This window comes from Psychrobacter sp. ER1 (assembly GCF_048631835.1).
Lineage (GTDB): Bacteria > Pseudomonadota > Gammaproteobacteria > Pseudomonadales > Moraxellaceae > Psychrobacter.
This window is the reverse complement of the sequence record NZ_CP184640.1, coordinates 2,311,351-2,326,194: the sequence shown is the minus strand read 5'-3', so window position 1 is coordinate 2,326,194 and position 14,844 is coordinate 2,311,351. Positions and strand designations below refer to the sequence as shown.

Here is a 14,844-nt window from a genome sequence, read left to right as displayed (position 1 = left end):
TGTGGCTGCCTTTAGACCTTCGATGTCATTATACTTAAGTCCTAACAGCTCTTTTTGCGCATCCCAGTACGATAGACTAAGATAAATAAAAGCGCGAACATCTCCCGCTCCAATATATCTACAGAACCCAGTATCTGCGTAATAATGGCTTGGTACGCTTGCGGTGATATCAGCTCCGCACGTACACGCCGACCATTTTTGGCGTGTTGAAAGTTCACGGAGGGAAGGTTGTATTTGCTCTTAGCAAAATTGTGCATACTCTTTAATAAATTGGCAGAATATCCAATGTCAGTATTGTTTCGTACGACAGCTTTGTATTCTAAGATGTCTTCATAGAGCTCTTCAAACTCTTCCTCTGACCAAATATCAAGCGGCTGCGCTGTTGTGAAATACAACCACTCATAGCCTATGGTTTTAATATATTTCAAAATAGTTACGTTGTTCGGTGGTGCTTCTCGGCTTAGCAAACTGAGTACCCAATCTAATAAAATCTTTTCACTTAAATCATCGTATTGCTTATAACGTTTTTGTACTCTTTCGATAAGGGTAGGCGGCTTTTTACTGGTTTTTTGTTTTTTCTGTTTTTCATCCATTTTGAAGTCTTTAGTGAGACTTACAATCAAATCAGATTTTCTAACCTCTATCTTTTTGGTGGAAATGTTAGTTTTTTCTTTTTGATTAGTAGAGTTTTTGCTGATAGACAGCGTTAAAATATGTTCTAGATCATAAGGTTCATTTGTATACTGATATTTCTGATTCAAAAACCGATAAAAGTCCTGCGTACTCAGTCCTGCAGTGTTATGCATACCTCGCAGTACCCCAACTGAGGCATGATCAATATCAGCGTCATCGAGACCCTCCCAGTAATAACTGGCGTAACGTAAAAACCTTAGAAAGGGAGGCAAGTCAATATTTAAAGGCTTGATCAAATCAGACAAAACCATGGTCAAGTATTGTTTGATCTTATCTTCTGACAGCTTGGCAATGATATGTGTGGTCTCTGCTGGACTGCTGCTTTTATGGTAATTCATCAACCAACACTGACTGACCATATCTACAACGATTTGCTTGGTGTTATAAAGCTTGTCACTACCTTCTTCGCGCTCGTTACCAAAGCGCTTTTGTACAAAGCGCGGCGAGACCATTATCCTTTCTTTGATAAATGGCTGATACTCTTTGGCGAGCAATGAGGTAAGCCACCCTTGTAGCATTTGCACCTCATTGATACCGCCATATACAATTCCTGAGAATATCAGCCAGCCAATAATCTGATCTTGGCTATAATCGGCTGTTTGCTCCCAATTATGCTCTACTGCGCGAACAATTTTGACTAGTACCTTACCGTTTTTAACCCAGCTTTTATCAGTAATTAATGGGTTAAACTTTATAGGCTGTGGCGTGATTATCTTAGGATAGTGATGCTCAGCAAGCATATAGTGCTTATTTTGATAATCGATAAACTGACTAACGGTTTGCCATGCTTGTTTTAGTGTTTTGGTAGTTTTATAAGCTTGAGAAATTTTACTCTGAACAATCTCTTGAAACTTATCGAACCCTTCGCCCGATAAAGGCTTTAGCTTATTAGTAAAATCACGCTGAAACTGACCTAGCATCTGGCTTTCTGGTAACCATAACTCATCAGCAAAACTTACAGGGTTCGGTATAGCTAAAAAGGTGCGACTATCTGGCCAAAGTACTTGTTCGTAGTGCCCGTAATATTTATTAAAAGATTGGACGAACCTAATGTTGCCAGGATGTATTTCAAGTAAGAGTTCCCACTGGGTCTGTAGATCTACTAATAGCTGTAATTCACGTTTTCTTGCAGGGTTACTATCGTTAAGTAGCGAAGGATATGGTACATAGCGCTTTTTTCTACCATCAAATTTTGCTAAACCATCAATAATTTTTGGCAGATGGATATTATCTATTAGCATGATCTACCCCTATATGTCTTCTCTGTATACGACTGAGTTTAGAATAGCTTTTAATTTCTATAATATTTAACCCTAAATACTCAGCCATCTGCTCAAATATAGGTGCAACACGCCTGATATCTGCTTTACTGCACGATGAGAAACGTCCCAATACTTCTTGTCGAGATTTTTCATGACCAATAATAGTGTTAATGAGTGGAGGCTGAACGCCACGTTTCTCAAGCTGCGTACGTACGAAGTGCCTTGTCCAATAAGGATTGGCATCAATAATATCTTTAGTCATATGATAGGCATCACCGCGCTTAATATCTTTTAAGTGATTTATACTTGCAGATAAGAGCTTTAATAGTGCTTCATCGTTACCTAAGCCAATATTCTTAATAGTTTCGCTGATTTTCTGGTTTGATGGATGTCTAGTTTCATAGTCACTCAAATAGTCTCTATATTCTATTAGAAGGCGTACAATAGTAGGGCATAATGGAATTAGCCGATCAGTTTGCACTTTTTTAACGGGTTTATCATTGATAACAAGCCAGCCCATATCGAGATCGATATCACACATTTTTCCAAGACCATTATTTGGTCGCACGCCAGTTAAAAGGCAAAAGACAAACCATACAAAGAGACTGGTTCTATTAAAGTGCTCCTCATCGTTTGAACTTTGATCGGTCAAGTACTTCATCTCATTTAAGATGTCGCAAACTGTTCCAATCTTCAGCGCAAATGCTGAGCCCACCGTATATTTATGCCAAGGGGTGATATAAGTTAAGTCAAAGTCACTATGACTATTAAATACGCTCAATGCTGATTTATAGTGTGCAAGGAGTTCCTCACTGGTATGGCTGCTGTAGTACATTGCTGGAGCATGAGGCGCGGCCGTGCGGCAAATAATATCGGCGATATGTGCATGGCAATTTGGCGTATAGCGAGAGAGTACGACGTGTAAAGCCGTTTCTATTCGATTGACTGAAAGGTAAGATAGACCAAGGCTACCACGTAAGTCAGCGAGATAAGCTATAAAGTCCGCTTTCACAGGCAATTTGCAAGCAATCAGGTTATCAATTAGCCATAAGGGTAGTGGGATTTTGATGTCATCAGAGTGGTTTTCGTAATCTTGCTTTGTCAATGTCTGACTAATAGGGCGTTTAGTAATACCAAGGCTATGTTTGATGTAAGCTCTTTTATCGTATATACCAAAAATACTAGGATGACCGATATAACCTGATATGAGTAACGATTTAATTGGGAGACCAGTGAGCATTGAGAGCAATAGAATACCAGCGCAGACTTTATTCGTTTCTGCTTCTGGTAAAGATTTGGCATCTTGGTGTAGAGCGGCAAACAGTGATTGGTAACCAACAAGAGGGAGCAGTCGTGTATTAGAATTGAGCGCAAGATTGCGCTGGGACATATAGTTTTGCTGCAGTGACAAATCAATAGTTTGTAGTGGTATAGACTGTTGTATGAGAGGGTCAGGATAGTTGTCGTAGCTAATATATGGTGCTTCATTGTGATCGACATACTCTTCGAAACTCGTCGTCAACCCTTCGTGAGTTTCGGTATGGGCGTCCAAAAATTCCAGATCTATAGCAGTAGTATTATGCTCGATATCATCCGGTGTACTGCTCCAGTTATTATCGCTATGTGCACTACCCCAGTTATGAGTCAATGTATTGGGACCAGCCAAATATATCGGAGTATCATCGGATAATTTTATAGGCTTGATACTGTTGTTTTTTGGTGGTTTTTTACGCTTAGGTTTTGCTGCCTGTAAATTATATGCGTGCTGGTAGGCAATTGTTATCTTATCTATTTGGCCAATCTTAGCCTTTGCTATAGATTCTTCGTTTTTTGCTTTGACTGAGTCACTAATAGGGTTGTTAGTTAATGCTTCAAGCTCACTTTTTTCTGCTCTAATAGATTATTGAGAAGGGTAGATATGTACTCCACACTTATGGTCATCTGAGACAAGTCGGGTAGTTCACGCCAAATCCACGTTCGTCTTATAGAGCTTGAAAACTGAGCTTGTTTAAACTGCATTAATATATTATCAGTGTGCTTTTTTATACCATTTGGCATCAGCAGTACGCTTGTGTGCATTGCTATAGCTAGCCAAATCAGATTTCTTCTTAGAAAATCATGGGGGACTCTATTTATAGGGTTCTGCATGAGAATGAGTAGCTGCATCATCAGCGGCTTTTGTGCCAGTGCTGATTTGCTAGTCTCCATATAGCGGCGAGCCACTGGTTCCTTCTGTAATATCTGTACGATACGCTCGAACAAATTTTGAACAGAGTCATCCGGATATACATAGCTATCATTTACGGCAATAACAATGGCAGATATGGCAGCTAAAGCTTCTTCTGGATATGTAAATGTCTCATCATCGTTAAGTGTATTAACAATATCTGTCATTGCTTGAGTGCTAAGACACTCTAGCTGTTTATCAATACTTTCAGTATTTTCCATCATAAAGCACTCTCAGGACGTCTATGATAGGTTTGCTCATTGATGTTTATGAGTTGACAAAATGTAGTGATGGGAAAGGTATTCTTGTTGAATAATTCTTGATTGATACTCGTAGTTAAAATCTCATTTAAGCAACTATAGATAAGTTTTATATCTAAGCTCTTTTTATACCGTGCGATGATGTCAATTAATTCATAAAAAGGTATGCCAAACACCAACTGATCTTCACTTATGCTACCTATACTCACATCTTTTCTGGCTGTCTTCTGATCTATTTTAAATGATTTTAAGAAGTAGTAGAGTTCGAAATTATTGACCATCGACCATACTGTCTTTTCTTTAATAAATAATGTAGGTCTGAAGAAGACTCGGTTTTGCTCCATTTCTATATTATGACTACCCATTGAAGGTCGAATATGATTAACGTAAATATCGAACAAACTAATGATATCTGGATGTATCGTCACTGTGTTTTTCTGAAGCTTAGCTATTGATATCCTATCCATATCTTCCTCAATTATTCAGTATCTTGTAGATAACTTGTGCTTTATATATACCCATGTGCTGACCTCCACTAATACTTTACGAGGACCAAATAATAATTGAAAGCCAATTTGTGAGGTTTTAGGGCAAAGACTTAAATTAAGCGACAGCGAATGACGTCTTGCGATACTTTTAAGCTTTTATACGTAATCTACGATGGTTCTACTTGAAGTGTTTTAAAGTCTGGCTTGCAAGGGCAGGTGAGATAGCTAGAAAAATAGTTTGAGAATGACAAGTAAATAATGTACTTATTGAGGAGTAGATTCGCAGAGATAAATGGGGAATACAGGTTAGTACACAATTAAAGTTAATATAGTCAATCCTCTATAAAAGAGTTACAGCGTTAATCTCGTTTGAAATATCACATATACATCTACACTCGGTTGCCTTGTATCACTTTTAAACTAAATCAACTATAGAATCGAATTTTTCAGCAATGACATCTGCCAATCTTCTTATACCCTGCTATCATTACCTCACCATAACAACCAGAAATTTTCCAGTGCGTTAAGGAATAACCAATGCCTGCCAGTACCACTAATAATATTAGCAAAATCAATCAAGACGATATCAATAAAGCCGTATGGAATGCCTGCGATACTTTTCGCGGAGTCATCAGTGCCGATACCTATAAAGACTTTATCTTAACTATGCTATTCCTAAAGTACCTGTCTGATGTATATCGCGATGAGTACAACAAGTTGGTCGAGCAATTTGGCGACAACCCCGAGCTGATCCACGCCATGATGTCCAAGCAGCGTTTTGTCTTGCCTGAAGGCGCAAGCTTTTGGGACTTGTATGAGCAGCGTCATCAGCCGGGTAATGGTCAACGTATTGATGAGGCGCTACATGCGATTGAAGAAGCCAACGGCACTAAGCTCAAAAACGTCTTCCAAGATATTAGCTTTAACACCGATAAACTCGGTCAAGAAAAGCAAAAGAATGAGCTACTACGCCACTTGTTAGAAGATTTTGGCAAAGATATCCTTAATCTAAGTGCTGAGCGTGTCGGTAGCCTCGATGTGATTGGTAATGCGTACGAGTATTTAATCAAGCACTTCGCTGCGAGTAGTGGGGCGACAGCAGGTGAGTTCTATACACCGCCTGAGGTATCAAGCTTACTAGCGACTATCCTTGAGCCAAGTGAGGGCGATGAAATCTGTGATCCAGCCTGTGGTTCGGGGTCGCTACTCATCAAGTGCGGGGCGATGGTACGCAAAAACTCAAACTCCAAGAAGTATGCGCTATACGGTCAAGAAGCCATTGGCTCGACATGGGCACTGGCTAAGATGAATATGTTTTTGCATGGTGAGGACAACCACCGTATCGAGTGGGGCGATACCATCCGTAATCCGCTGCTACTCGATAAAGACGGCAAGCACTTATTACAGTTCGATGTGGTGACTGCCAATCCGCCGTTTTCACTGGATAAATGGGGTCATGGAGATGCCAGTAGCGATCCTTATGGACGCTTCCATCGCGGTGTACCGCCCAAGACTAAGGGCGACTATGCGTTTATCAGTCATATGATCGAAACGCTTAAACCTGCGACTGGTCGCATGGCTGTGGTCGTACCGCATGGCGTGCTGTTCCGTGCATCCAGTGAAGGCAAAATCCGTCAGCAACTGATCGAAGAAAACCTGCTCGATACGGTGATTGGTTTACCCGAAAAGCTGTTCTTTGGGACGGGTATTCCAGCGGCTATTTTGCTGTTTAAGAAGAACAAAAATGATGACACGGTATTGTTTATCGATGCCAGTAATGAGTTCAAATCAGGTAAGAACCAAAACCAGCTGACTGAAGACAATATTGCTAAAGTCATTGAGACCTATAAAGCGCGAGAAAGTGTCGATAAATACGCGTATCTAGCCAGCTTTGATGAGATAGCAGAAAACGACTTTAATCTAAACATTCCGCGCTATGTCGATACCTTTGAGGAAGAGGCGGAGATTGATTTAGATGCGGTGCGTGCTGAGCGTCTTGAGTTAAAGGCTGAACTGGAGAGTCTAGAGACTGAAATGGCAGGGTTTTTAAAGGAGTTGGGTTATGGTGCCTAAGGGATGGGAGCGTAAGACTCTTGATGAGATTTCGGATGTCATTGACTGTAAACATAGGACTCCGAAGTACGTTAAAAATGGCATTCCGCTAGTTTCTCCTGGTACTATCAAATGGGGAGCAATCGACCTTGAAAGCCCTACAAAAAGGGTGACAGCTGAAGAATATGAATCATTGATGGATCATTGCACAGTTGAATACGGCGACCTAGTTCTTAGTCGTAACCAATCTGTTGGTATAGCATCTTTTGTCGATTCAGATAAACCATTTGTTCTAGGACAAGATACAGTTCTAGTTAAGCCTAAAGGTAGTGATCCAAGGTTTCTATTTTATAACCTTCAATCAACCGATACTCAAAAGACAATATTTAAGCTTGCAGGTGGTTCTACTTTTTCACGAATAAATTTAGGGGATATACGTAAGCTAAAAACTATATATCCTCCTTTAGCTGAGCAACAAAAATCGCCAAAATCCTATCCACTTGGGATAAAGCGATTAGCACGACTGAGCGTTTGATTGATAATAGCACCCAGCAGAAAAAGCGTTGATGCAGCAGTTACTCACGGGTAAAAAGCGGTTGCTTGATGAGTTGGGTAAACCGTTTGAGGATGAGTGGAATTGGGTAAATCTAGAAGATATTTGTGATGTCAAAGGTGGAAAGCGTTTACCTAAAGGCAGTGCACTTTCTGAAGTCAAAACTTTTAATCCATATATTAGAGTTGCAGATATGTACATGGGAGGAGTTGATCTTTCAAATATTAAATATGTACCTGAATCGGTTGCACCTCTAATCAAAAACTATACGATTAGCAAAGATGATTTGTTTATCACTGTTGCTGGTACATTAGGGATTGTTGGTAGTATTCCTGACGAGCTTGATGGAGCTAACCTAACTGAAAATGCTGATAAATTAACAAATATCAAATGTGATAAGACGTTTCTTCTGTATGTAATGACATCTAGCATTATTCAACGCTACATAGATGCAGAATCAACACAAAATGCTCAACCTAAATTAGCATTAGTAAGGATTAGAGGTTTCAAAGTTCCATTACCTAAGCCAGAAGAACAACAAAAAATCGCTACCGTGTTAACCAATGCCGATAAAGAGATTGAGTTGCTTGAACAGCAGTTGGCTGATTTGCAGCAAGAGAAAAAGGCGCTGATGCAGGTTTTGTTGCCGGGTAAGAAAAGGGTGGTGGTTGATGGGGAATAATTCTGAATCGTCTTAAAGTTCGCCTCGTACACTAATTAAAATTATATTAGTAAAGTTATGATACAGATATTCGGTCGCTTAATAATTGACTTGTATGATACGCTCGTAAGCTAAGGCTTATATTTTTATGAGTTATAGCAGTATAAGTTTTCTCTAAAAAATAACTAAATAACAGGGATTTAAGACTATGAGTTTAAATAAAGGCACAAGCTTAGGCTTAAAACAAGAGAAGCAATTACGTTCGATTGATGATAAATATGGAGAGGAAGTAACAGGCAACTTCCTTCAGGAAGGTTTAGAGAATCAAGGAGCTATTTTTTCGAAGCAATCTTGTGATGACTATATTCCCATAACAAAATTTTTACAAAATCATGATATGCAGTTTGATAAGGCTCTTCAAGAAAGAGAAAATGATACATTTAAACTTGTTTCAAAGACAATGAAAGAGACTGAAATTCATACTCGGCAAGTTAGTCACAAAGGTGAAGATTTCACACTTGAGTTAGCAATTTCGAGCCCAACCTCAGTTTATGAAACAACCTGCAACGGAGAAAAATTTACAACAACAGTCACTAGAAAAACGGGATTTTCTTGGGACGGTTAAGCACGTAGGGTAGATTAATAACCCAGCATATAAGAGTATCTACCAGTCAGTATAACCGCCACGCTTAGTGCCCTTGGGGCAACGCGCAACCTTGGCGGTTTTTTCTTTGCCTTTTTTATGACATTATCAGTTACAATCGATAAAACCAAACAAACGCTATGTCTAAAGTAGGCAGATATGATTATCCTTAGCTTCAACTTCCAAGAAGAGTTTAGTGCAAAACATTTAGCTTTAACCTTACTTACCGTGGTAGGTTGTAAGTTTATGTCGCAGCAATTGACGGTAAAGATTCGAGCTTTAGTTAATGGGGAGGTATGTAGTGGAAATTAACATTCAGCATGTTGAAAAAGCATATTTATATTTAAAAGGTTTGGCTTATCACGAAAATCTGAACCTATTTTTAAAGCAGCAAATTGCTGAATTTGAAATGAAACATATTGATGTGAGTCACTCGTCAGAAGATGAAGAAAATGATAACGGACTAGACGACGTCTTTGTAAATATAGTATCAACTATCAATAGTAACGAAGCCTGCGCTAGTAAACAGTTCAAAAGATGGTTGAAAGATATAAGCTATCGTCTACTACCAAAAGTTGTAGAACGAGAAGAGGACTTTAAACAAAGAAAACACAATGAAGATAAAGGCTTATTCATCAGTAATGTTAGAGAGTCGGATGAATACTCGGTTTCTAAAATAAACTACTTTATTACTGCTCCTGTAGAAATTCATATAATTGAAACTCTATGGTGTCTTTTTGTTGGTTCGGTTTTAGAAACAAAAATGAGCAAAGATAGCTACGGAAACCGTATGCATCCTACGGCATTGAAGAATGCTATAAGTGAAGACGGTCCAACTGGAACTGGGCTTTTTAAACGTTACATTTATCAATACAACAAATGGCGCGACCAAGCAGTTGAAGTTGCAACTAATATTTCTAAAGACAATGACGATGTAGCTCTATTATCCCTCGATATAAAATCATTCTACTACAACGTGGATTTAGACTTTAAAGAAATAACGAAAATTGTCGAAGAGTATTATGATGAAGATACTGATAAATGTAGATTAGCTATTCAACTAAATATTTTGCTTGAACAAATTTATGTTAGCTATCAACGTACTATAAAAGATAGTTTTGATCAAACTCATACTGAGTACAAAGATAATCTCATTCTACCGATTGGTTTATCTTCATCTTCTATTATTGCAAATTGGTATTTATCCGAATTTGATGACTTGGTAGAGAGCAACGTCAGACCAGATTACTATGGTAGGTATGTAGACGATATCATCATGGTCTTTAAACGACCAAGAAACTCTAATTTTAGAAGTGATGATTCACCTATTGAATCATTCATGGAACATTATCTTGGTGATACATTGGCAGATAACAAAAATAATAATTCAAATTACATGATCAAAGTACATAAACAGTTATTACAAATTCAAAGAGATAAGCTTATATTGCATTTTCTTGATAAGAATCATAGTCGAGCAAGTCTTGAAGTTTTCAAACAAAAACTAGATGAACAAAGTAGTGCTTTTAAGTTTTTACCAAATGACCATATAAATAAAGAGTTAGATGGGTTTGCGTATGACATTATCTATAACGGCTCAGCCAATAAACTACGTAATATTGTAGGACTTGTAGAAAACGAAACAGAATTAGCAAAGTATCTATCAAGTCACATAATTGCTCATAGACTTTGTAAAATAAATAAAAACGATACTGTTTTATCACAAGTTAAACACTTTTTTAAGGGTCAAAACGCTCTTCAGTATTTTCGCCTATGGGAAAAAATATATCAATATGCAGTGGTAACTAGAAATTATAAATTCGTGATATTTTTCTATAACTACATCGATAATGAAATCGACAAGATCAACTATATAAAACCTAAAAGAAAATATAAGTTAAAAGGTGTTACTGATGAGTTGCACGAAGATTTAAGATTATTTAATACACTTTCTTTGACAATGACTATGGGACTGCCAGATATATCTACTGTTGAAACAGTATTTAGAAATTTAAGCTCGTTAAATACATCTAAAGAAGAATTATATAATTATTCTATAAATTTTAGAAAATCAAATTTAATAAGGCATAATTTAGTCGCTTGGCCTCTAGCAAATTTTTCAAACAGTGATAGTGATCTAACAGTAGAAACCTATTTTATGAATAATAGGAATATTGAACTTGATAATAATAAGATTAAATATTCCCTAGGTTCATTCATTTTGATGAATGGCAGTTGTTTCATCTAGGAAAGCATCTTAGCCCTGATAAAAATTTAAATCAATTGTTAGAAAATGTATTGAATGAATACAGAGCTAAGTTTAAACAGAATAATAGTTTTATTAATTTTACTAATAATTGCAATGAAGAATCGAAAATCGTTAAGTCGCATTTAGAGGTTAAAGGAAATCAACCTAAAGATAAATTAACTTTGGCTATAGCAAATATCAAACTGGACAATTCTAATATTGAAGACGCAGTCCGTAAAGACCATGAACCTAATCTCAGCTTTGAAAGACAGGAGAAACTATATAGCATATTAAATTCTGCGATATATGAAAAAGCTGATTTGGTTGTAATTCCAGAGGTAGCTATTCCTGTCAGCTGGCTTCCTTTTATGATTACTTTTTCCAGAAGACACCAAATTGGACTAGTTTTTGGTTTAGAGCATTGGGTGGTAGATGATATAGCTTACAATCTTATCATTGAGGCACTACCGTTTAGAACTTCAGATAAATACAAATCATGTGTAATGACAGCACGAATTAAAAATCATTATGCACCTGCTGAACTAGAAATGCTTGAATCCCTTCGACTCCAGCCTGCAAATTCGTATTTCGAACCAAAAGCTTATTATCATAGAGTGTCTTGGCGAGGTACATCCTTTACTACTTATAATTGTTATGAACTTTCTGATATAACACATCGTTCCTTATTTAAATCAGAAATTGATTTATTAATAGCCTGTGTATGGAACAGAGATACTAACTATTATGAGCATATTCTAGAATCAGTAGTCAGAGATATTCACTGCTACACTGTTCAGGTTAATACTTCACAGTACGGTGGGTCTTGCGTATTACAACCAACTAAAACATTTAATTCAAATATTATCTATATTAAGGGTGGAGATAATACGTGTATATTGACGACAACATTGAATATAAAAAAATCAGAGATTTTCAATACAAGTCGAGACCAAATAAAAATGACTATTTCAAGCACTTACCTCCTGGCTATGACCATGAGTCAGTTCGAAATCGCTAAAGGATATTCTTTATTAACGCGCTTTAGGAATGATAAATGTTATTAAATAATATCAACCTCCAAGAAGATTTTAGCTCAAAGACTTCTGCTTTAAGCTTGTTGACTCATGCTGGGCTATCAGTTCATCTTGTAGAAGCTATTAGTAGTTAAATAGCAATTAGTAGTTAAATAGCAATATAAACATAGAATATTACTATTTTTTGTATCTCACCTAAAAGGAAGTTGGTAAATGGCTCAAGTTAATTTTGTGATGGTCAGAAGTCCTAAGCTTATTAAAAATAATCAGATTGGCTATGGTTGGGCGAGTGTTAATTTTTCTCAATTTGAGACTGTAAAAGATTTAATTGACCAAGGATTCAAAGGTATCGGTAGAGGGCGACAAACTAACCAAATAAAACGCTATTTTAATCTTAAGCAAGGTGACTATGTGATTGTTCCTTTTTCTGGAGCAGTTGCTGTTGCGGAAATAATTGGTGAGAAAAGTTATCAACCTATTACCGAAGGCATTCAGTATGGGGAGAATAGAATATCTGTCAGATATCTAAAGCACAAGGATGGTTACTTTATCCCTAGAGGTAACTTATCAACTGCCCTGCAAAACAGACTTAAGATACGCATGACTGTTTGTGATTTGAATGAATTTTCGGACGAGTTATACAAGCATATAGAATCGATTAAGAACGACAAGCTATATACATGGAACAACGAACAAGAATTTAAAATACAGCAAAATACTGAGAAGTTTAAAGTTGATCTACTATCTAGATTGCGCAGTAATAAAGATATAAACCTTCAGTCTGGGGGCATTGGTCTTGAACACCTTATTAAAGAAATTTTAGAAGCTAAAAACTACACTGCACGTATACCTGCGAAAAATGAGAAATCGGGCATACAAGATGTCGATGTCATTGCGACACGTTTTTCAGAGTTCTCAGAAAAGAAGGAAGGCATTTTTATTCAAGTTAAGCACCATGAAGGTACAACAGGCAATCGAGGTATCAGACAAGTGGCAGAGTACGAGATTAATGAAGATGATTACACGCACATTGATAGAGTGCTCATCACAACAGCGGAATTTAAAAATACCGATTTTGCAGAGCAGCATGATGTGACAGTGCTGGCAGGTGCAGATTTCGTAAACTGGATATACGATAATCTTAATCTGTTATCAGATGACAGTCTCTCATCACTCGGGATATCGAGCTTGCCTACGTTGCTATAACAAAGATGAAAGGTATGTGCGACATGGGTTGTATAAACCGTCATAAGTATCCATAGATATCGAGTGATCGTACAGATGTCAGTCGCTAATGTTAACTTCTAATAATAATTTATTAAGTTCAATCAAAGGAACAGTGAAATGGATATGGACATTACGGCAAAAACATTCGGTGGGCAAGGTGGGCGTGATGAGTTTCAGCGTAAAAGCATTGCTGAGAAAGCTATCAAGCTTTTAAAGTCTGATATAGATATTTCACCAATGGTTATCGATGGTAGTTGGGGAACAGGAAAAACTGAGTTTTGCCATAAACTGATCAATCTGATGAAAGAAGGCAGTACGCACAATATAATTTATATCGATGCTTTTAAAGCTGATCACGTTGATGAGCCTTTAATGACCGTACTAGCAGAAATTATTAAAATATTACCTGAAGGTCCACGCAGAAAAGCTTTTATAAATAGAGTATTGCCAGCTGTACGCTATACCATTAAAACAGTCGCTAAAGCTGGTGTTTCTCATATTCTGAGACAAGACTTTGCTGATCTTGCAAATGATTTTGATGAAGTAATTCAAAAAGCAGCTGATGACTCAATAGATAAAACGGCAGAGCTCATACTAAAAGACCATGTGGAGGCAGAAAAGAGTTTACAGACGTTACAAACTGCTCTAACTGCTATCGCATCCCAAGATCCTATTATTATATTTATCGACGAACTTGATCGATGTAGACCAAATTTTGCAGTCGACATGCTCGAGATAATCAAACATACCTTTGATGTTGAAGGTGTTAGCTTCGTACTTGTTACTAATACTCAGCAGTTGAGAGCTTCTATAAACCACTGCTATGGTCAGGCGGTTGATGCACAACGTTACTTAGATAAATTTATAAAGTTTAGGTTTGAATTGTCTGCACATTCTATTAGGGATTTGAACTATCCTGTGTTAGCAGCTACTGATCACTTTTTTAAACTAGCAAGAGATAAAGAGTGCTTACCTAATGAGCTTTTAGGAAAAGAACATTTTAGAAAAGCGATCGAACATCTGGTTAAACATCAAAATCTCTCTCTTAGAGAAATAGAAACACTAATTTTGCATATACAAATTGTACAGAATCTTTCTAATTCAGAGACATTTTCTGAAAGGATGTACTTTGGTTACGTCTTGCTACGACTGATTGCTGTGATGTTAGTTTGCTTTCGACCTTCAATCTTAAGCAGAATTAAATACGAACACATTGATGCTAGTTTATTAGGTGATTTTCTAGGAGTAAAAGAGATTCCAGTCATTAATGATGGAAGTCTCAGTCATCAATATATCGTTAGGCCCGAAGCTTTTGAAGTGATGATGGTGGTTCTTGCAAGAGATTGCACCCAGAATACAGAAAATTATACACCAAGTGACGACAAGCTAGAAGAATGGGCTTTATATATGGATAGGTTTATGGATGGCACGCCATATAAAGGTAGAGCGATAAAACTAATATTAGAAACAGCAAATATAATGGCTTTTGGCTAATA

The 14,844-nt window shown here is 37.3% G+C and carries 12 protein-coding genes; 8 read left to right on the top strand and 4 right to left on the bottom strand.

From position 1 onward, the window contains the following. Nucleotides 1–41: 41 nt before the first annotated feature. The 4 genes from ACOBWA_RS10770 to ACOBWA_RS10755 all read right to left on the bottom strand — a co-directional run bounded on the left by ACOBWA_RS10770 (nt 42) and on the right by ACOBWA_RS10755 (nt 4,909). Entirely contained in the window at nt 42–1,934 is a 1,893-nt protein-coding gene (locus ACOBWA_RS10770; protein ID WP_420229343.1) for a hypothetical protein, read from the bottom strand. Next, on the bottom strand, nt 1,921–3,621 hold the full coding sequence (locus ACOBWA_RS10765) for a hypothetical protein (RefSeq protein ID WP_420229342.1): 1,701 nt from the start codon (nt 3,619–3,621) through the stop codon (nt 1,921–1,923). The genes ACOBWA_RS10770 and ACOBWA_RS10765 overlap by 14 nt, the downstream gene beginning before the upstream one ends. Nucleotides 3,622–3,818: 197 nt before the next feature. After that, nucleotides 3,819–4,406 carry a hypothetical protein gene (locus ACOBWA_RS10760; protein ID WP_420229341.1) on the bottom strand — a complete coding sequence of 196 codons (588 nt, stop codon included), beginning with the start codon at nt 4,404–4,406 and terminating at the stop codon, nt 3,819–3,821. Further along, on the bottom strand, nt 4,403–4,909 hold the full coding sequence (locus tag ACOBWA_RS10755) for a hypothetical protein (protein WP_420229340.1): 507 nt from the start codon (nt 4,907–4,909) through the stop codon (nt 4,403–4,405). The genes ACOBWA_RS10760 and ACOBWA_RS10755 overlap by 4 nt, the downstream gene beginning before the upstream one ends. A gap of 558 nt (nt 4,910–5,467) precedes the next feature. Between ACOBWA_RS10755 and ACOBWA_RS10750 the strand changes: the two genes are divergently transcribed. From ACOBWA_RS10750 to ACOBWA_RS10715, 8 genes are all read left to right on the top strand, one after another. Beyond that, nucleotides 5,468–7,003, top strand: a complete 1,536-nt coding sequence (locus tag ACOBWA_RS10750) for a type I restriction-modification system subunit M (RefSeq protein WP_420229339.1) — start codon at nt 5,468–5,470, stop codon at nt 7,001–7,003. Beyond that, nucleotides 6,993–7,517 carry a restriction endonuclease subunit S gene (locus tag ACOBWA_RS10745; protein WP_420229338.1) on the top strand — a complete coding sequence of 175 codons (525 nt, stop codon included), beginning with the start codon at nt 6,993–6,995 and terminating at the stop codon, nt 7,515–7,517. The genes ACOBWA_RS10750 and ACOBWA_RS10745 overlap by 11 nt, the downstream gene beginning before the upstream one ends. A 31-nt stretch (nt 7,518–7,548) precedes the next feature. After that, nucleotides 7,549–8,217: a restriction endonuclease subunit S gene (locus ACOBWA_RS10740; RefSeq protein WP_420229337.1), complete on the top strand. Its 669-nt coding sequence runs from the start codon at nt 7,549–7,551 to the stop codon at nt 8,215–8,217. Between the two features lie 187 nt (nt 8,218–8,404). Further along, the gene (locus ACOBWA_RS10735) at nt 8,405–8,821 is read left to right on the top strand and encodes a hypothetical protein (protein ID WP_420229336.1); all 417 of its coding nucleotides are present in this window, start codon (nt 8,405–8,407) and stop codon (nt 8,819–8,821) included. Nucleotides 8,822–9,140: 319 nt separating this feature from the next. Then, entirely contained in the window at nt 9,141–11,087 is a 1,947-nt protein-coding gene (locus ACOBWA_RS10730) for an RNA-directed DNA polymerase (protein WP_420229335.1), read from the top strand. Then, a complete protein-coding gene (locus tag ACOBWA_RS10725; protein ID WP_420229334.1) occupies nt 11,075–12,151 on the top strand; it encodes a hypothetical protein in 1,077 nt (358 codons plus the stop codon). Before ACOBWA_RS10730 ends, ACOBWA_RS10725 begins: the two co-directional genes overlap by 13 nt. 183 nt (nt 12,152–12,334) lie before the next feature. Continuing rightward, nucleotides 12,335–13,327: a restriction endonuclease gene (locus tag ACOBWA_RS10720; protein WP_420229333.1), complete on the top strand. Its 993-nt coding sequence runs from the start codon at nt 12,335–12,337 to the stop codon at nt 13,325–13,327. Nucleotides 13,328–13,465: 138 nt separating this feature from the next. Beyond that, nucleotides 13,466–14,842: a KAP family P-loop NTPase fold protein gene (locus ACOBWA_RS10715; RefSeq protein ID WP_420229332.1), complete on the top strand. Its 1,377-nt coding sequence runs from the start codon at nt 13,466–13,468 to the stop codon at nt 14,840–14,842. The last annotated feature ends 2 nt before the right edge of the window (nt 14,843–14,844 follow it).